We start from the raw sequence: 16,924 nt of genomic DNA on the forward strand, positions 1-16,924 counted from the left end.
AAAGTGTAGCCTCTATGCCTGTTCCCCCGTGAGGATCGAGCTCGCCGTATCGAGCAGCGGGTCGTTTTCCCGGGAGGCCAGGAACGCGAAGAGGACGCGAATGGATTCATGCGCCTGGCACAGGATGTCCACCTCGTTGTCTTCCTGCGCCTGGGTTGCCGTGTTCGCATGCAGAAGCCCGATGCCGACGCCACCGGCAATCAGCGTCCGCGTAACGGATTCGCGATCGATGCCGATGGTCTTTCTCGGACGGAATTGATAGCGACGAAACAGGTTTTCCGCCGCCTGCCCGCAGCATGACTGGCCGCAGGTTGGATAGATCCACGGATACTCGCCCAGCGCCTGCCAATCCGGCGGTTGAGCGATGTCGACAAGCCCGCGGGCAGCGGCAAGGTAGATGGCGAAGCTGGCCACGTCGATGGTTTTGAGGTCCGCATCCGGCGCGCCCGGTTCATTGTAGAAGCCGGCATCCAGACTGCCGTTGCGAATGCCGTCGAGGATGTCGAGCGACGTCCCGTGCTGAAGCACGACTTCCACCTCGGGGCAGCGTTCGGACAGCCCCATGAGAAGGCGGCCCACCGGCTCGGAACTGGAATTGCTTCCTCCGCCGATGCGCAGCTTTCCAGTCAGGCGCCCCTTGATACGGGTGGCTTCCTCGATGAGTTCCCGGTGCGCACCCAGCGTCTGCTCCGTCTTGGCCAGAAGCCGTTGGCCGTCCACGGTCAGGATCATGCCGCGCGCCGTGCGCTCGAAAAGCGTGAGCCCGAGCGTTTCCTCGATCGCCTTGATATGCGCGCTGACCGCCGGCTGGCTGAGATAGAGCCGTTCCGAGGCGCGCGTGATGCTGCCTTCCCGGGCCACGGCGACGAATGTTCTCAACTGATGGATTTCCATTTCCGCCCCTGTGGTCGAGCACGGTGCTCCTGCGTCTACATCAGGCCGAGGAAATGCCACCATAGCAGATCCAGCGGCATCAATATCAGCACGGTTGCCGCGAACAATATCATGCAAAGCCGGGTGACGGCGCCGACCGGCAGTTTGGCGATCTGCACCGCCGAGACCAGGGGCGGCGCCTGATACGGGAGCAGGATGTTCGAAAAGGCAAGCACCTGGGTCATCAGCACCGTGGCCAGCGGCAGACCTGTGGCGACGGCCAGGCTCTCCGCTCCCGGGGTCATGACGGCCGGCACGCCGGGCAGATTGGTGACGAGCGCGACCGCAGTGGCGATGATGGTCAGTGCGGCGACGTTCCGAACCGGCCTGTCGGATTCGAGCCGCGCATGTTCGCTCAGGCTGTCGACGATCGTCGATCCCAGTCCGGTCGAGGAGGTGACGGCCCCGAGGCCGAGGATGCCGGCGACGAACAACAATGTCGCGTAATTGATTTCCTGGTTGATGCAGTTGTCCGCAGCGAGGCCGGAGCGCGGCCACAGGCAATAGAGCGCCGCGGCAAGCGCCACCCATCCCGGCGACACATGGTGAAGCCCGTCGGTCAGCCAGAGAATCAGGCACAGCCCCAGAACGACGATCAAATGGCGTTCCGAACGGCTGATCGGCGGGGACGGACCTTCCGCCGCCGCGTTGCGGACCGGATCGCGGTCGGGAAACATCCACAGGACAAGCACGGCGAGTAGCGCCGCCTTGGCCGCGCCGAGGACCGGGAAATGCAGCAACAGGTAATTCCAGTAGCTGATGCGATGGCCATAGAGGCCTTCGGCAGCACCGGCGAGGATCATGTTGGGCGTGTTGGCGGGCAGGATCGCGTAGGCCGGCAGGCATGTGGCGAAGGCGGCCGCGACCAGCATGCCGGTTCTGCCGTTGGAGCGCTCGCCATAGCCCATGCGATCCGCCAGCGAGGCGACGATGGGTACCAGAAGCACGATGCGCCCCATTGACGAGGGCATGATGAAGGCCAGCGCCAGGCTGAACAACACCGTTCCGGCTATCACGCCGGCATAGCGCCGGCCGAGCAGCCCGGCGAGAAGCCCTGCCGCGCGCTGGCCGAGGCCCGTGTGGCGGATCGAATGTCCCAGCACCATGCCGCCGAACAGGAGCCAGAACGTCGACGAGTGGAACCCTGAAAGAACGGTTTCGGTCGGTGCGGCCCGCAGGATGATGGCTGCCGCGAAGAACGCGAGCGCAGGCCAATATTCGGGCACCGCCCCTGTCGACCACATCCCGATGCAGAAGACGCCAAGCGTCGCGGCGATGGCCATCGGGGTCGGTAGGACCGCGATCAGCACAGGTGCGGCGACACCCGTCATGGCAGCAACAAGGATGATCTGCCGACGACGGCCGAATGAGGCGATGGCCCAGCCGGGCCCCTGGGTCTGGTTGGAACTCTTCTGGGGCGGGGCAACGCTTCGCGGTTGCACACGGTGCAGCAGGCTTTCGTTCATGCGCGGAGCTTGGACTGGCTGCGCGTGGCAAATCCAATCGTTTCTCCCAAGGACAGCCCTCGGTGCCGCTGAGGGCATTGCGGCACGCCGAGCCCTCCGCAATCATGCGCCGGGCCTGATCCACGACGCGTCCCAAGAAGTCGAAACGCCTGCTCCTGCCGAGCCTGAAACCTCTAGATACGCGCCTCGATCAGGAAGGGCCCCTTGCGCGAGACCGCCGCCTCGAACAGGTCGGTGAACTGCTCCATCGTGTCGGCACGGGCGGCGTCCACCCCCAGGCCGCGCGCCAGCGAGCACCAGTCCAGCTCCGGTGAATCGAGGTCGAGCATGCGCCGGGCGTTGCGGCCGAAATCGTTGACCCCGACATTGCGCATCTCGCCTTGCAGGATGGCATAGGCGCGGTTGGCGAGGATGACGGTCACCACGTCGAGGTTTTCGCGCGCCTGCGTCCACAGGCCCTGCACCGTGTACATGCCGCTGCCGTCCGCCTGCATGGCCACCACCTTGCGGTCCGGGCAGGCGATGCCCGCGCCCACCGCCAGGGGGATGCCCTCGCCGATGGCCCCTCCGGTGAGCGGGATGTGATCGTGCGGGACAAGGCCCGGCGACAGCGCCGTCAGCCGGCCGCCCGAGGTGATCGACTCTTCGCAGATGATCGCGCCTTCCGGCAGGGCGCGCGCCACGGCAACGGAAATGCTGTCGGCGTTGAGGGGGCCCGTGGGCGCCGCGATCTCGCGCTGCGTGAAACGATTGGGCACGAAGGGCGCATCCTGCCGCACGCCGATTTCCGCGGCCAGCGCACGCAGGGCCTCGGCAAGGTCGTTTTCATGGCCGGCCAGTTGGATGACCTCGCATTCCGGCGGCAACATGGTGCTGGGCTTGCCGGGATAGGCGAAGAAGCCCACCGGCTGCCGGCCCCCGATGCAGATCGCCACCTCGAACTCCCGCAGGGCCTGTACAGCCTGGTCGACATTGTAGGGCACGGGTTGTGCGGCGACCCGCCCGGCGCCGCGCTCGGTGCGGTCGGAGGTCTGGGAAAACAGCGCCGCGCCGGTGGCGGCGGAAATGCGGCCGGCAGCTTCCAGCGCATCGGCGCGCAGGGCCCGTCCGGCGAGGATGATGACGGCGCGCCTGCTGCCACGCAGCGCCGCCGCGGCGGCCGCCAGCGCATCGGTGGAAATCGCGGGCCGTGCCGGCAGCGCTGCCGGCGAATGCGTCTCGGGCCGGACTTCGCCCCACGCCGCGTCGGCCGGCAGGATCAGGGTCGAGACGCCGCGGCGCATCAGCGCCTCGACATAGGCTTCTTCCGTCTTGGCGCGCACATCGGTCGGACCGGCGATGCGGCCCACCCAGTGCGACATGGGCCGGGCGAGGCCTTCGATGTCGCTGGTCAGCGGCGCATCATGTTGCAGATGATAGGTGGCATGGTCGCCCACCACATTGACCATGGGCGTGCGGGCACGACGGGCATTGTGCAGATTGGCAAGCCCGTTGGCCAGGCCAGGCCCGGTGTGCAGAAGCGTGGCCGCCGGCTTGTCGGCCATGCGCGCATAGCCGTCGGCGGCTCCAGTCACCACGCCTTCCGACAATCCCAGCACGCAGCGCATCTGCGGCTTGCGGTCGAGCGCCGCGACGAAATGCATTTCGGAGGTGCCGGGATTGGCAAAACAGACATCGACGCCATTGGTCAGCAACACGTCGCAAAGCATATCGGCGCCGTTCATGTCATACCTTTTCAAAGCAGCTAGAAATAAAGAACCGGCGGCGCGGACCGCCGCCGGAAGGAAAGGTTGAGGAGCGGGCCGGAAACCAGCCCGCGAGGCTTCAGGCCACGGCCGAGAATGCCGCCTCTATGGAGGCCTCGAGAATGTCGAGACCTTCCTCCAGCGTGTCCTCGCCGATCGTGAGGGGTGCCAGAAGCCGGACGACATTGGCGCGCGTGCCGCACGACAGCAGGATAAGTCCGCGCTGCTCGGCCTCCGCCACGATGCGGCTGGTGATTTCCGGCGCGGCCTTTTTCGACTGCCGGTCCTCGACCAGTTCGAAGGCCACCATGGCGCCGAGGCCGCGCACATCGCCGATGCGCTCCATGCCCTGGCGTTCGGCCAGCGCAGTGAGACGCGCGGTCATGCGTGCGCCGACCTTGGCGGCGCGTTCGCAAAGCTTCTCCTCCTCGATCACGTCGAGCACGGCGTTGGCCGCCGCGACGGCCAGCGGATTGCCGCCATAGGTGCCGCCGAGACCGCCCGCATGCGCCGCGCTCATCACTTCGGCGCGGCCGGTGACGGCCGACAGCGGGAAGCCGCCGGCAAGGCCCTTGGCCATGGTGACCAGGTCCGGCTTCACGCCGCTGTGCTCGAAGCCGAACATCTTGCCGGTGCGCGCCATGCCGGCCTGCACCTCGTCGGCGATCATTAGAATGCCGTGGCGGTCCGCGATCTCGCGCAGCCGCACCAGGAATTCCTTCGGCGCGACGTTGAAGCCGCCCTCACCCTGAACCGGCTCGATGATGAAGGCGGCGATGCGCTCGGGATCGACATCGGAGGTAAACAGGCGCTCCAGGCCCTCGATGGCCTGATCCACCGACAAGCCGAGATAGTCATTCGGGAACGGCGCATGATAGATCTCGGCCGGGAACGGGCCGAAATTCTTCTTGTAAGGGGCAACCTTGCCGGTCAGCGCCATGCCCAGCATGGTGCGGCCGTGGAAGGCGCCGGAAAAGGCGATGATGCCGGAGCGCTTCGTATAGGCGCGCGCGATCTTCACCGCGTTCTCGACAGCCTCGGCGCCGGTGCTGACCAGCATGGTGCGGTTTTCGGCACCGGTAGGGGCAATGGCGTTCAGCCGTTCGGCAAGGCGCACATAGCCCTCATAGGGCGCGACATGGAAACAGGTGTGCGTAAAGCGCAGCGCCTGCTCCTGAACGGCCTGCATCACCTTGGGATGGCGATGGCCGGTGTTGTTGACAGCGATGCCGGACGCGAAATCGATGTAGCGCTTGCCGTCCACATCCCACAATTCGGCGTTTTCGGCACGATCGGCGAAGATGGCGCGCGTGCCGACGCCGGGGGCGACGGCGGCTTTCTGGCGGGCCTGCAAGCTTTCTGCGATGGTCATGAGGGTCCTCGGGAAAACGTCTATCCCTTACATGGCTATCATCGCTCAATATTTTGAGCAATATCTGGACAAGATACTTTCCGGTCCAGGACCAATCGATCCATGCAAACTGGATGGCTGGGACAAGCCTTCAACGGGATTTCGGGACGTCGTCTCCTGTCTGGACGGCACACCGCCGGATCGCCGATCGTTCAATACTCAGACCGAAAATATTCAATCTGGATATTATTCCATCCGAAATTCAGGGTGCCGAAGCCTGTGATCCGCTCTTCCAGCAAAAAATTATCGCAAGGGATTCCAATCGGATGCCCTCGAAACGGCATAGGCGAACCGGCCATACCGCCGCCGTGACTGTTGACAGACATAACAACGAATAGAAATATATTCATCATGGATACGAAATATTCTAATAGAATACAAGAGCAAAGTGGCGTGCGGCCGCTTTCCACCGTCATCAAGACATTGGCGGTGCTCGACGCGCTCGCATCCAGCCCGCGCGGCATGCGCCTGCCTGAGGTGGCGGCCGCCATGAGCCTGTCGCGCCCCACCGCCTATCAACGGCTGCTTACCCTCATCGAGGCCGGCTGGGTCGAGCAGGACGAGGACATGCGCTACCGCCTTTCCATGCATGCCTGCCGTTTCGCCGCCGCAGCGCTCGAACAGGCAGATCTCGGCGCGCGCGTGCAGCCGGTACTGGAAGCGCTGGTCCACAAGGTGAAGGAGACCGCCTCCGTCGCGGTGCTCGACCGGGGCGTACCCTTCGTCGTGGCGCGCGTGGATTCGGAAAGCCTGCTGCGCGCCGAGCAGAAGATCGGCACCACCTTCGAGCTGGAAGGGTCGGCCTCGGGCCGCATCCTCACCGCCTTCGCCAACCAGAGCACGCTGGCCCGCCTGCATGAAAGCGGCGCGAAACTGGCGTCCGAAGACGTTCTCTTCGAAGCCCGCGCCAAGGGCTATGCCATCTCCAGCGGCTATACGCACAGCGGCGTCGTCGCCATTGCCGCGCCGATCTTCGACATCCACGGCAAGTGCTTTGCAACGCTGTCGCTCGTCATGCCGGAGACGCGGTTCGAGCTCGAGAAATTCAGGCAGCCGCTGCTCGATGCGGCAGCCGAAATCACCAGCATCCAGCAAGGGGGACCATCGGTGAGATGACAATCGCGCCGCACGATCCGCAACATATCCAGCCGCCCGTCCCGGGCCTGCGCCCCGGAGCGCAGGTAATGCGGCCGGAAAGCCTCGCCGCCATCCAGCCGTCGCGCCTCAGCGGCTCCCGCGCCTTCATGAACAAGATGTTGCGCGAACGCTGGGACATTTCCATCCAGCGCTTCGACGTGAACGCCGATTCCGAAGGCGTGGTGGTCTATTCGATCAAGGCGCCGACGATGGAGTTCAGCTTCATCGGCTTCTCGCGCCCGCCGAGCCGCACGGCACGCACCGGCCGCATCATCGGCCAGGCCTGGGACATGATGGGTGCGCTGATCGAAGGCGCGGCGACCGAGGCCGATATCCGGTCGGCACAGGAAGAACTGCCCAAGCTCTACACCGGCCGGGCCACGCCCAATACGCTGATCTGGTGCCGCTCCAACCGCTCGATGCGCGTGTTCGACCAGACGCTGGAGGCGCTGGCCGCTGGCCGGCAGCCTTCGGTCGACGATCTCTCCCGGGCCTGCTACCTGATGCGCAACACCGGCCTCGACGGCAACGGCACCTTCGGCACCCGCTCCTTTCCCTCGCTCGGCCCCGACCATCCGCTCGGCGGCGTGCTGCAGGCGCAGTTGCTGACCGCCTACATGATGCGCGAATATTCCTGCGACCTGGTGGAGCACCTCGCCCGCCTGAAATCGGGCAAGGCCGTGTCGCTCGATCCGGCAATCCGGCGCTATCTCGGCGTCGGCAACGGCTCGGCGCTTGGCCTGATCTTCTTCATCCATCGCCATCCGCGCCTTGTCGACCAGTGGCTGGAGGCGCGCGAGACCATCATCGCCAGGATCCGTGGCCTTGAGGTGGAAGCGGGCGATGCACGCATCCGGCACCTGCTCGACCTCGTGCGCACCGCAATCACCTTCCGCAAGCAGGACCGCATGGTTTACGAAACCTTCACGTCCAGCGACGAGGTGGCCGCCGATCTGAACCAGGTTGCCGATGCGCTTTCCGAACTGCTCGCGCACGGAACATTGGACGGGGAGAAGCACGCCTATCCTCTCGACGTGCTGGTGCGTCGCTGCGAGGAGACGCTGAAGCCCGAATCCGTCGAGACGCTGCTGTCGCTGCTGATCGAATTGCTGCCGGAGGAAGCGGATGCCCTGTTCGCGGCGATCGATGCGCCCGACGAATTCAGTGTCTCGCCCGCCGAAACGGTTGACAGCCTCGCCGAGCTTGTTCGCAAGGACTATGACTGGGCCCTGGCCACCGACATGGCCTCGCCGGACGCCTACAAATATGTCTGGTACAAGTCGGAGACCGCGGAGGAGCCACGCCGCGGGGCGCGTGACGAAGTGCCCGAAGCCCTCGATCTCGGTCTCGATATCTGCGGCGGCGTGCAGTCTCTCATGGCCGATATCGGAGCCGAAGCCCCCGGCACGACCGTGGCGCGCTTCCTGCTGAAACACCCGCAGCATCGCTATCTGGTTGCGCGCATCCAGGGTTTGCGCGGGCGCGCCTACCACACGCCGCACGCCAACATCAATGCGGAGCGCTTCATCCCCATCGACCTCGTGCGGCTGATGAATTGCGGCATCCACGGCATCGACAAGACCCGCGACTTTCTCAACCGCAACCTGCGCGGCGTGCTCTATCACGGCGCGCCGACCCCGAACGACATCCGCTCCGGCTATTCCGCCACATGGTTCTATCCCGCGGAGCCTGTTCAATGAACGCATCTTCCCCCCGGCAATTCCTGCGCGTCATGCCCCGGGAAATGCGCCTGATGTCCGAGCGCATCTTTTCCATGACCGGGCAGCCCAAGGGCTTCTTCCTCGCCGTACAGGACATGGTGATGTATTCGCAAAAGCTCGGCCTTGGCGGCTTCGCGCTGCTGGAAGAGCGTTTCGACAGCCTACACGGCGCCCGGCCGGAAAAAGCCTCGGTGCTGTCCGAACAGGGCAGCGCCCTGCGCTTCGACGGTGGCGGCCAGCATGCATGGTTCATCCTGCCGGCGCTGATCGACCTGCTCGGCGAACTCGTCGCGCGCTTCGGCGAAGCCGAGATTGCGATCGTCAACACCATCGACCCGGACGAACTGGCGGTCGCGACAGGGCTCGGCAATCGCACCGGCCTTGCCGTGACTTTCGAAAACGGCACGGAGGTCACGCTGCGAGCCAGGCCGCGGCCGCTCACGGGCGATGTCAGGAACGACGATCCCTTGCTGTGGGACGTGCTGGAAAACGGCTTGCAGATCGAAGCCGGGCTGTGGTGGCGCATCTACCGCATGGCCAAGCAGGCGCTGGCGCCCGACAGCGTCGTTTCGCGCCGCCATGCCGGCCCCATGATCGTCAATCCCGACGGCACGGTCATCGGGCGCAAGGACAATGACGACGAAACCGACGTCAGCTTCCTGTTGACGCCGCGCTCGCTCGAATCCCGGACGGAAGGCACGAATTCATGATCATCGACGGTTTGCAGTGCGGTCATTTCGACCGGGAGGCCTTTCAGTCGCTTCAGAAGGCCGGCGTCGGCGGCGTGGTCGTCACCTGCGGCTTCTGGGAAGGCGCGGTGGAATCGCTAGACTCGCTGGGCCGCTGGCGCGATCTGGTGCGCGAGAATGCGGACGTGGCCGAGATCGCCACCACCGCCGATGCCGTCGACCGCATCGGCCGCTCGGGCAAGGTTGCCGTCATTCTCGGCTACCAGAACGCCAATCTGTTCGAAGGCCGCATCCGTTTCGTCGAGTTGTTCGCGGAGCTTGGGGTGCGTGTCGTCCAGCTCACCTATAACAACCAGAACGAGCTTGCCGGAAGCTGCTATGAGGCCGAGGATTCCGGCCTCGCCCGCTTCGGCAAGGAAGTGGTGCGCGAGATGAACGCGGCCGGTATCCTGGTCGATTGCAGCCATGTCGGCGACCGCTCCACGCTCGATGCTATCGAGGCCTCGTCCAGGCCCATCGCCGTCACCCATGCCAATGCGCGCTCGCTGTTCGACCACAAGCGTAACAAGTCCGATGACGTGCTGAAGGCGCTCGGCCAGACTGGCGGCGTCATCGGCTGTGCGGCCTATCGCAACATCACCGGCGACGACTACTGCAGGTCCATCGAGGCCTGGTGCACCATGGTCGCCCGCACGGTCGAGATCGCCGGCATCGACTCGGTCGCCATCGGCACCGACCGCAGCCACAACTTCACCGCGCCCGACTATGCCTGGATGCGCCAGGGCCGCTGGACGCGCGGCGTCGACTACGGCGCCAGCGCCGCCGGACGGCCGCTCAAGGCCCCGCCCCCGGACTGGTTCCAGAAGGTCGAGGACCTGAACGTCGTCCCCGGCGGCCTGCGCGCCGTCGGCTTCTCGGACAGGGAAATCGCCAAGATCACCCACGGCAACTGGCTGCGACTCTACGAGGCAACCTTCCGCAAGCAGTAAGAGGTTCATGAGGAGGAGATCGGCATGACCGACGGCACATTCACGAGCATTCTGAAGCCCAACCGCCGCAGCTTCATCAAGGGCGCCGGCGGCGCGATGGCGGCGGCCCTGGCGATGCCCTACATCGCACGGGCCCAGGCGGCACCGCTCTACATCAACACTTGGGGCGGCCCCTGGGAAGATGCCGCCCGTGCCAACCTCTTCGATCCGTTCACCAAGGAGACCGGCACCGAGATACGAACGCTCTCGCCGGTTTCCTTCGCCAAGCTCGCGCAGCAGGTGAACACCGGAACCTATGAGTTTGATATCACTACCCTCGGCGGCGGAGAGCTCGTGCGCGCCAACCAGGCAGGCATCATCGAGACGCTGAAGGAACCCTATCCGGGCGGCCTGTTCGAGAACGGCGTTGCCTCGCATGCCTTTGCGACCGTGATGGCATGGCGCACCGACAAGTTCGAGAAAGGTCCGCAGAACTGGGCCGAGTTCTGGGATGTCGAGCGCTTTCCCGGCGCGCGCTCGATGCAGCGCTATGCCGCGCGCGTGCTGCCGATCGCGCTGCTGGCCGACGGCGTGGCGGTGAAGGATCTCTATCCGCTCGACATCGACCGCGCCTTCGCCTCGCTCGACCGCATCAAGGACCATATCCGGGTGTGGTGGACAGCCGGCGCACAGTCGACGCAAATCCTGCGCGACGGCGAGGTCGATCTGATCGGCATCTGGCACGGCCGCTTCTACGAGGCGCAGAAGGCCGGCGCGCCTGTTGCCATGGCATGGAACCAGGGCGAGATCGACCGCGCCTATTGGGTCGTGGCCAAGGGCACGCCGAACGCCGAGGCGGCCAAGGCCTTCGTCAAGTTCGCCACCTCGCCCAAACCGCTGGCCGGTTTTGCCGCGCAGGCCGACTACGGTCCGCTCAATCCCGCCGCGATCGAGTTCGTGCCGGCAGAAGACGCCAGGCGCATGCCGACCGCACCGGAAAACTATTCCCAGACCTTCGAGCAGGACATGAAGAACTTCGGCGCCGATACGGCCGAAGTCGCCGAACGCTTCGAGGAATGGGTGGCCAGCTAAACCTTGTCCGACGCGGCGCGGCCGTGTCGCGCCAGATGACCGTGGCCGGAGCCGCACATGGCATCGGCCTATCTCTAAGGGGTGTGCGATGGAAAATGGCATCGCGAAACTGATGGAACGAAAGGACCTGTGGCCCTGGCTGCTTTTGGCGCCGCTGGCCCTCTACATGGCCGTGTTCTTCCTCGTTCCGCTGGCCGACGTGGCGATCATGAGCGTGACCGAGCCGCGGCCGACGCTGGCCAACTACCAGCGGGTGCTGACGGGCTCGCTCTATCTGCGTGTGTTCCTCAATACCTTCGCCACGGCGGCGGTCGTCACGTTCGCCTGCCTGCTGGTCGGCTATCCGCTGGCCTATCTGATGGCCAGCAGCAAGCCGCGCACCGCGACACTGATCCTGCTTCTGGTGACCATGAGCTTCTGGACCAGCTTTCTGGTACGCACCTATGCCTGGATGGTCCTGCTCGGCAACAACGGACCGGTGATCTGGCTGTTGCAGACGCTGGGCGTGCAACAGCCGCCGCAGCTCCTGTTCACGCGCTTTTCGTCGACGCTGGCGATGGTGCACATCCTCGCCCCCTACATGGTGATGAACATCTATTCGGTGATGCGCAAGATCGACCCGGTGCTGATCCGCTCGGCCGAGAGCCTCGGCGCGAAGGGCTTCGCGCTGTTTCGCCACGTCTACCTGCCGCTGACGGCGCCGGGCATCGCCAACGGCTCGGTGCTGGTGTTCGTGATCTGCCTCGGCTTCTACGTCACGCCGGTGCTGCTCGGCTCACCACGCGAGCAGATGGTGGCCGGGCTGATCGGCAACCAGATCGACGAATTCCTTGCCTTCGGCATGGGTTCGGCCATGGCCATGGTGCTGCTGGTCGTGACGCTGGTGATCCTCACCATCTATCACCGCCGCTTCGGCCTCGACAAACTCTGGGGTTGACCATGAACCGCTTCCTGCGCTGGCTCGGCATCGTGGTGGTGATCTTCATCGCCGCCCCGCTGGTGATCGTCATTCCGATGTCGTTTTCGAATGCGCGCTCGCTGCAATTCCCGCCGCCCGGTTACTGGCTGGGCTACTACCAGGCCTATTTCAGCGACTGGAACTGGCTGCGGCCGACCTGGAACAGCATCCTCATCGCCAGCGCCACGACAGTGTTGACCATGGTGCTGGTGGTGCCGGCGACCTTCGCGCTGGTGCGCCACCGGTTTCGCGGCAAGGGCATCGCCGACCTGATGATGCTGATGCCGCTGGCGGTGCCGCATATCGTCATGGCGGTGGGCTACTATTCCTATTTCGGCAGCTTCGGCATCGTGCACACGCATCTGGGCGTCATCCTCGCCCACACCTGCCTGTCCGTTCCGATCGCCTTTCTCGTGCTGTCGGCCAACCTCAAGGGCTTCGACCGGACGCTGGAGCGCGCCGCGCTCAGCCTCGGCGCCAGCCCGACGCGCACCTTCATCCATGTCACGCTGCCGATCCTGCGGCCCGGCCTGATCATCAGCGCGCTGTTCGCCTTCATCCAGTCCTTCGACGAGACGGTGGTGGCCATCTTCATATCAGGCCGCGATGCCGAGACGCTGCCGCGCAAGATGTTCGACAGCATCCGGCAGGAAGCCGACCCGGTCATCGCCGTGATTTCGACGCTTCTGTTCGTGGCCGTGATCGTCGGCGTGACCGCACCGCTGGTGGTCGCACGCATCCGCAACAGACGGGCACGCCTCGGCGCCGCCTGACCAATCCGGCGCGCCTGACCGCGCTGCCACAGGAGTTTCCATGAGCTATCTGAAACTGACCGGCATCTCCAAATCCTATGGCGAGTTCAACGCCCTTCAGGGGGTCGACCTCGACATCGCCAAGGGCGAGTTCGTCACCTTCCTCGGCCCCAGCGGCTCGGGCAAGACGACGACGCTGATGATCATCGCCGGCTTCGAGACGGCCACCTTGGGACAGGTGGAGATCGAGAACAGGTCGCTGTTCGGCCTTGCGCCGCACCAGCGCAACATCGGCATCGTGTTCCAGAACTACGGCCTGTTTCCGCACAAGACGGCGGCGCAGAACGTCTATTTCCCCTTGCAGATGCGCGGCGTGAGCAAGGCCGAGGGCCTGCGCCAGGCCGAGGAGATGCTGGAACTGGTCGGCCTCAAGGGTTTCGGTCATCGCTACCCCAGGGAGCTTTCCGGCGGCCAGCAGCAGCGCGTGGCGCTGGCGCGCGCGCTGGTCTTCAAGCCGTCGCTTCTGCTGCTCGACGAGCCGCTTGGCGCCCTCGATAAGAACCTGCGCGAGCAGATGCAGATCGAGATCAAGCGCATCCAGCGCGCGCTCGGCGTCACCACCATCTTCGTCACCCACGACCAGACCGAGGCTATGTCGATGTCGGATCGCATCGTGGTGTTCGAGAAGGGTCATATCCAGCAGGTCGCGACGCCGCTGGAACTCTACCACAGACCGCAGACGCGCTTCGTTGCCGGATTCATCGGCGAAAGCAACCTGATCGACGTCAAGATCACCGACGCCGCGAAGGGCGAGGCCCACGCCCCGGCCATCGGCGCGATCGAATATGCCGGGAGCGACCGCGCCGCGACCGGAGCTGATGCGACGCTGATGATCCGGCCCGAGCACATCAAGCTTTCGCGCAACCCGGTCGAAGGCCGGCACAATGTGCGCATGAAGGTCGAGACCATCGTCAACTACGGCGACAATGCATTGGTGGTCGGCAAGGTCGGCGAGCAGGCCATGCGCGTACGGGTGCTCGGCGCCGACGTGGTGATCATCCAGGAAAACGAGGAGTGCTGCATAAGCTGGCTGCGCGACTCCGTCTATCTGATCGCAAAGTGACGCCCACGGAGACCGACATGACCTTGCCCAACGAGAGTGCCGCACTCGCCGATCTCGTCACCCGCTTTGGTGTCGGCCAGCGTGCCAGCCTCGCCACCGTACACAACGGAACCGGCTATTTCGCCGTCACCCCGCAGGCGCCCTACGATGCGTCATTGAGCGTGGCAGAGCAGACCGCCCAGCTCCTGGCCAAGGCCGAGGCCCGCCTTGCCGAAATCGGCAGCGGCAAGGGCCAGATCCTGTTCGTCGCGATCATCCTCGCGGACATGGCCGGCTATGCCGAAATGAACGCGGTGTGGGACGGCTGGGTCGGCGACATCAGGCCGCCTGCCCGTGCCTGCTTCAGCGGGGCGCTGGCAAGCCCTGCACTGAAGGTGGAGATGATCATGATCTGCGCCGTTTCCTAGGCGCGCATCGCCGCAGCCAGGTGCGGACCCGTTTCCCAGACCCGCGGAAACGGCCAGCGAAGCTTCACCAACCGACCGCAGTCCATCGCGCAACGGGCGTTGGCGCAAGCGACTGCACTTCAATTCGCAACCGGGAGGAACATCATGTTGGAACAATCCCTGAAACACAAAACCGATCGCCGCCACTTCCTGATCGGCTCGGCAATGCTCGCCGGCGGGCTTGCCATGCCGGCCATGGTCCGCGCCGAGACCAGGAGCATTTCGGTCAATTCCTGGGGCGGCTCATGGCTGGATGCCGCCCGCGCCAATCTCTTCGATCCGTTCACCGTCGAGACCGGCATCGGGATCGAGACGGTTTCGCCCGTTTCCTTCGCCAAGCTGGCGGCACAGGTGAAGACCGGTGTCTATGAATTCGACGTGACCACGCTGGGAGCGGCCGAGCTGCTGCGCGCCAACCAGAGCGGCCTGCTGGAGGATCTGGAGGAGCCGTATCCCGGCGGCCTGCTGCAGAACGGCGTCGGCTCGCACGCTTTCGGCACCCTGATGGCCTGGCGCTCTGACAAATACGGCAACGAGCCCAAAAGCTGGGCTGATTTCTGGGATGTCGAGCGCTTTCCGGGCTCGCGTTCGCTGCAACGCTATCCGGCCCGCGTGCTGCCCATCGCCCTCCTCGCGGATGGCGTCGACAAGAAGGATCTCTATCCGCTGGACGTGGACCGCGCCTTTGCCTCGCTCGACCGCATCAAGAAGCACGTCGTCGTGTGGTGGACGGCAGGCGAGCAGTCGGCGCAAATCCTGCGTGACGGCGAGGTCGACATGATCGGCATCTGGAATTCCCGCTATTTCGCCGCGCAGGATGCCGGCTCCCCCGTCGCCATGACCTGGAACGAGTGTATCCTCGACAAGGCCTATTGGGTGGTGGCCAGGAACACGCCGAACGGCGATGCGGCCAGGCAATTCGTGAAGTTTGCGACCTCGGCCGGGCCGCTTGCCGGATTTGTTACGGCGCAACAGGACGGGCCGCTGAACCCGGCCGCCCTCAAACTGATCGAGCCCGCGCAGGCCAAGCGCATGCCCACCAACACGCGCTATGCCGATCTCGTGGTTTCGCAGGACATCGAGAACTTCGGGATCGAGCCGGCCGAACTGGCCGAGCGGTTCGAGGAATGGATCCTGGGCTGATCCTGGCCCGAGGCGGATGTCCGGCTGGCGTATTCCAGGCGGGATTTCATCGCGCTAGGCAATGATATGCTTCGGGCGACGACGGGTTCCCCCTCGCCGCCCGTTACCTCTGTTCCAGCTTCGGGAATTCCCATGAGCCTCGCATCCGGTCGTCACTATCTGGCCATCCCTGGCCCTTCGGTCATTCCCGACAGGGTGCTGGGCGCGATGCATCGCGCGGCGCCCAACATCTATCAGGGCGAGCTGGTGGAGATGATGCCGGGTCTGGTGCGCGACCTGCGACGCGTTGCGCGAACCGAGGCGGCGAATGTCGCCATCTACATCGCCAATGGCCACGGCGCCTGGGAAGCGGCCAATGCCAACCTGTTCTCGCGCGGCGACAGGATCCTGTCCGCCGTCACCGGGCATTTCGGGAACACCTGGGCGCTGAGCGCGAAGAACATGGGAGTCGATGTCGAGGTGATCGACTTCGGCACACAGCCGCTCCAGCCGGCCCGCATCGAGGAAGCCCTGCGGGCCGACGATGCGCACCGCATCAAGGCCGTGTTCGTCACCCACACCGACACGGCGACCACCATCCGCAACGACATCGCGGCGGTGCGCAAGGCGATGGATGCGGCGGGGCATCCTGCCCTGTTGGTCGTGGACGCCATCGCGTCGCTCGGCTGCGACCCGCTCCATTTCGACGACTGGGGCATCGACGTGCTGATCGGCGCCAGCCAGAAAGGGCTGATGACATCGCCCGGCCTCAGCTTCCTGTGGTTCTCGGACAAGGCGCTGGCGGCTTCCGAAGGGTCCGGTCTGGTGACGCCCTACTGGGATTGGAAGCTGCGCAGCCAGAGCACGGAGTTCTATCGCTATTTCGGCGGAACCGCTCCCACCCACCACCTCTACGGCCTGCGCGAGGCGCTGGCCATGCTGCTCGACGAGGAAGGGCTGGAGGCGGCGTGGGCGCGTCACGCGGCGCTGGCATCCTGCGTCTGGGCCACCTTCGAAGCCTGGTCCCGGAACGGCGACATTGCGCTCAACGTCGGGGACAGGTCGTTGCGTTCGCATTCGGTAACCGGTGCGCGCATCGGCAATGGCGGCGCGGTTCGCCTGCGCGAATGGCTGGAGAAGAAGGCCGGTGTCACGCTGGGCATCGGACTTGGCATGGCTGCCCCCACCGACCCGGCCTATGGCGACTATCTGCGCATCGCCCACATGGGCTATGTCAATGCGCACATGACGCTCGGTGTCCTTGCCGCGCTGGAAGCGGGCATGCGCTCCCTTGGCATCCCGCACGGAACGGGCGGGCTCGATGCAGCCGCACAGGCCATCGCCGAGGCTGTCTGAGCCAC

The 16,924-nt window shown here is 65.1% G+C and carries 16 protein-coding genes; 11 read left to right on the forward strand and 5 right to left on the reverse strand.

The window, feature by feature from the left end:
- Positions 1 to 12: 12 nt before the first annotated feature.
- The 5 genes from ABID37_RS12825 to ABID37_RS12845 all read right to left on the reverse strand — a co-directional run bounded on the left by ABID37_RS12825 (position 13) and on the right by ABID37_RS12845 (position 5,908).
- A complete protein-coding gene (locus ABID37_RS12825) occupies positions 13 to 1,011 on the reverse strand; it encodes a LysR family transcriptional regulator (RefSeq protein WP_354195309.1) in 999 nt (332 codons plus the stop codon).
- Positions 930 to 2,399 (reverse strand): SLC13 family permease, encoded by a 1,470-nt coding sequence (locus ABID37_RS12830; RefSeq protein ID WP_354195310.1) that lies wholly within the window; start codon positions 2,397 to 2,399, stop codon positions 930 to 932. The genes ABID37_RS12825 and ABID37_RS12830 overlap by 82 nt, the downstream gene beginning before the upstream one ends.
- A gap of 173 nt (positions 2,400 to 2,572) precedes the next feature.
- A complete protein-coding gene (locus ABID37_RS12835) occupies positions 2,573 to 4,123 on the reverse strand; it encodes an acetolactate synthase large subunit (protein ID WP_354195312.1) in 1,551 nt (516 codons plus the stop codon).
- 100 nt (positions 4,124 to 4,223) lie between these two features.
- Positions 4,224 to 5,516, reverse strand: a complete 1,293-nt coding sequence (gene gabT, locus ABID37_RS12840; RefSeq protein WP_354195314.1) for a 4-aminobutyrate--2-oxoglutarate transaminase — start codon at positions 5,514 to 5,516, stop codon at positions 4,224 to 4,226.
- 191 nt (positions 5,517 to 5,707) lie between these two features.
- Positions 5,708 to 5,908 (reverse strand): hypothetical protein, encoded by a 201-nt coding sequence (locus tag ABID37_RS12845; RefSeq protein WP_354195316.1) that lies wholly within the window; start codon positions 5,906 to 5,908, stop codon positions 5,708 to 5,710.
- 40 nt (positions 5,909 to 5,948) lie between these two features.
- Here ABID37_RS12845 and ABID37_RS12850 point away from each other — a divergent pair, with 40 nt between their 5' ends.
- The 11 genes from ABID37_RS12850 (at position 5,949) to ABID37_RS12900 (ending at position 16,919) form a co-directional block, all read left to right on the forward strand.
- The gene (locus ABID37_RS12850; RefSeq protein ID WP_354195318.1) at positions 5,949 to 6,671 is read left to right on the forward strand and encodes an IclR family transcriptional regulator; all 723 of its coding nucleotides are present in this window, start codon (positions 5,949 to 5,951) and stop codon (positions 6,669 to 6,671) included.
- 68 nt (positions 6,672 to 6,739) lie between these two features.
- A complete protein-coding gene (locus ABID37_RS12855; protein ID WP_354195320.1) occupies positions 6,740 to 8,392 on the forward strand; it encodes a hypothetical protein in 1,653 nt (550 codons plus the stop codon).
- On the forward strand, positions 8,389 to 9,123 hold the full coding sequence (locus tag ABID37_RS12860) for a hypothetical protein (protein ID WP_354195322.1): 735 nt from the start codon (positions 8,389 to 8,391) through the stop codon (positions 9,121 to 9,123). Before ABID37_RS12855 ends, ABID37_RS12860 begins: the two co-directional genes overlap by 4 nt.
- A complete protein-coding gene (locus tag ABID37_RS12865; protein WP_354195324.1) occupies positions 9,120 to 10,091 on the forward strand; it encodes a dipeptidase in 972 nt (323 codons plus the stop codon). The genes ABID37_RS12860 and ABID37_RS12865 overlap by 4 nt, the downstream gene beginning before the upstream one ends.
- 24 nt (positions 10,092 to 10,115) lie before the next feature.
- A complete protein-coding gene (locus ABID37_RS12870) occupies positions 10,116 to 11,162 on the forward strand; it encodes an extracellular solute-binding protein (protein WP_354195326.1) in 1,047 nt (348 codons plus the stop codon).
- Positions 11,163 to 11,250: 88 nt separating this feature from the next.
- On the forward strand, positions 11,251 to 12,099 hold the full coding sequence (locus ABID37_RS12875; RefSeq protein WP_354195328.1) for an ABC transporter permease: 849 nt from the start codon (positions 11,251 to 11,253) through the stop codon (positions 12,097 to 12,099).
- Positions 12,100 to 12,101: 2 nt separating this feature from the next.
- The gene (locus ABID37_RS12880; RefSeq protein ID WP_354195330.1) at positions 12,102 to 12,893 is read left to right on the forward strand and encodes an ABC transporter permease; all 792 of its coding nucleotides are present in this window, start codon (positions 12,102 to 12,104) and stop codon (positions 12,891 to 12,893) included.
- A gap of 40 nt (positions 12,894 to 12,933) precedes the next feature.
- Positions 12,934 to 13,995 carry an ABC transporter ATP-binding protein gene (locus ABID37_RS12885; protein ID WP_354195332.1) on the forward strand — a complete coding sequence of 354 codons (1,062 nt, stop codon included), beginning with the start codon at positions 12,934 to 12,936 and terminating at the stop codon, positions 13,993 to 13,995.
- A 17-nt stretch (positions 13,996 to 14,012) separates the two neighbouring features.
- Positions 14,013 to 14,402: a RidA family protein gene (locus tag ABID37_RS12890; RefSeq protein ID WP_354195334.1), complete on the forward strand. Its 390-nt coding sequence runs from the start codon at positions 14,013 to 14,015 to the stop codon at positions 14,400 to 14,402.
- A 144-nt stretch (positions 14,403 to 14,546) separates the two neighbouring features.
- Entirely contained in the window at positions 14,547 to 15,584 is a 1,038-nt protein-coding gene (locus ABID37_RS12895; RefSeq protein WP_354195336.1) for an ABC transporter substrate-binding protein, read from the forward strand.
- Between the two features lie 132 nt (positions 15,585 to 15,716).
- Positions 15,717 to 16,919, forward strand: a complete 1,203-nt coding sequence (locus tag ABID37_RS12900; RefSeq protein ID WP_354195338.1) for a pyridoxal-phosphate-dependent aminotransferase family protein — start codon at positions 15,717 to 15,719, stop codon at positions 16,917 to 16,919.
- The last annotated feature ends 5 nt before the right edge of the window (positions 16,920 to 16,924 follow it).

The organism is Aquamicrobium terrae (assembly GCF_040545735.1).
GTDB lineage: Bacteria > Pseudomonadota > Alphaproteobacteria > Rhizobiales > Rhizobiaceae > Mesorhizobium > Mesorhizobium terrae_A.

Bases quoted from the DNA above. Each gene is read 5' to 3' on its own strand.
- ABID37_RS12880 (WP_354195330.1), top strand. From the start codon at position 12,102: ATGAACCGCTTCCTGCGCTGGCTCGGCATCGTGGTGGTGATCTTCATC.
- ABID37_RS12875 (WP_354195328.1), top strand. From the start codon at position 11,251: ATGGAAAATGGCATCGCGAAACTGATGGAACGAAAGGACCTGTGGCCC.
- gabT (WP_354195314.1), bottom strand. From the start codon at position 5,516: ATGACCATCGCAGAAAGCTTGCAGGCCCGCCAGAAAGCCGCCGTCGCC.
- ABID37_RS12900 (WP_354195338.1), top strand. From the start codon at position 15,717: ATGAGCCTCGCATCCGGTCGTCACTATCTGGCCATCCCTGGCCCTTCG.
- ABID37_RS12870 (WP_354195326.1), top strand. From the start codon at position 10,116: ATGACCGACGGCACATTCACGAGCATTCTGAAGCCCAACCGCCGCAGC.
- ABID37_RS12855 (WP_354195320.1), top strand. From the start codon at position 6,740: ATGCGGCCGGAAAGCCTCGCCGCCATCCAGCCGTCGCGCCTCAGCGGC.
- ABID37_RS12830 (WP_354195310.1), bottom strand. From the start codon at position 2,399: ATGAACGAAAGCCTGCTGCACCGTGTGCAACCGCGAAGCGTTGCCCCG.
- ABID37_RS12895 (WP_354195336.1), top strand. From the start codon at position 14,547: ATGTTGGAACAATCCCTGAAACACAAAACCGATCGCCGCCACTTCCTG.
- ABID37_RS12835 (WP_354195312.1), bottom strand. From the start codon at position 4,123: ATGAACGGCGCCGATATGCTTTGCGACGTGTTGCTGACCAATGGCGTC.
- ABID37_RS12890 (WP_354195334.1), top strand. From the start codon at position 14,013: ATGACCTTGCCCAACGAGAGTGCCGCACTCGCCGATCTCGTCACCCGC.
- ABID37_RS12865 (WP_354195324.1), top strand. From the start codon at position 9,120: ATGATCATCGACGGTTTGCAGTGCGGTCATTTCGACCGGGAGGCCTTT.
- ABID37_RS12845 (WP_354195316.1), bottom strand. From the start codon at position 5,908: ATGATGAATATATTTCTATTCGTTGTTATGTCTGTCAACAGTCACGGC.
- ABID37_RS12860 (WP_354195322.1), top strand. From the start codon at position 8,389: ATGAACGCATCTTCCCCCCGGCAATTCCTGCGCGTCATGCCCCGGGAA.
- ABID37_RS12885 (WP_354195332.1), top strand. From the start codon at position 12,934: ATGAGCTATCTGAAACTGACCGGCATCTCCAAATCCTATGGCGAGTTC.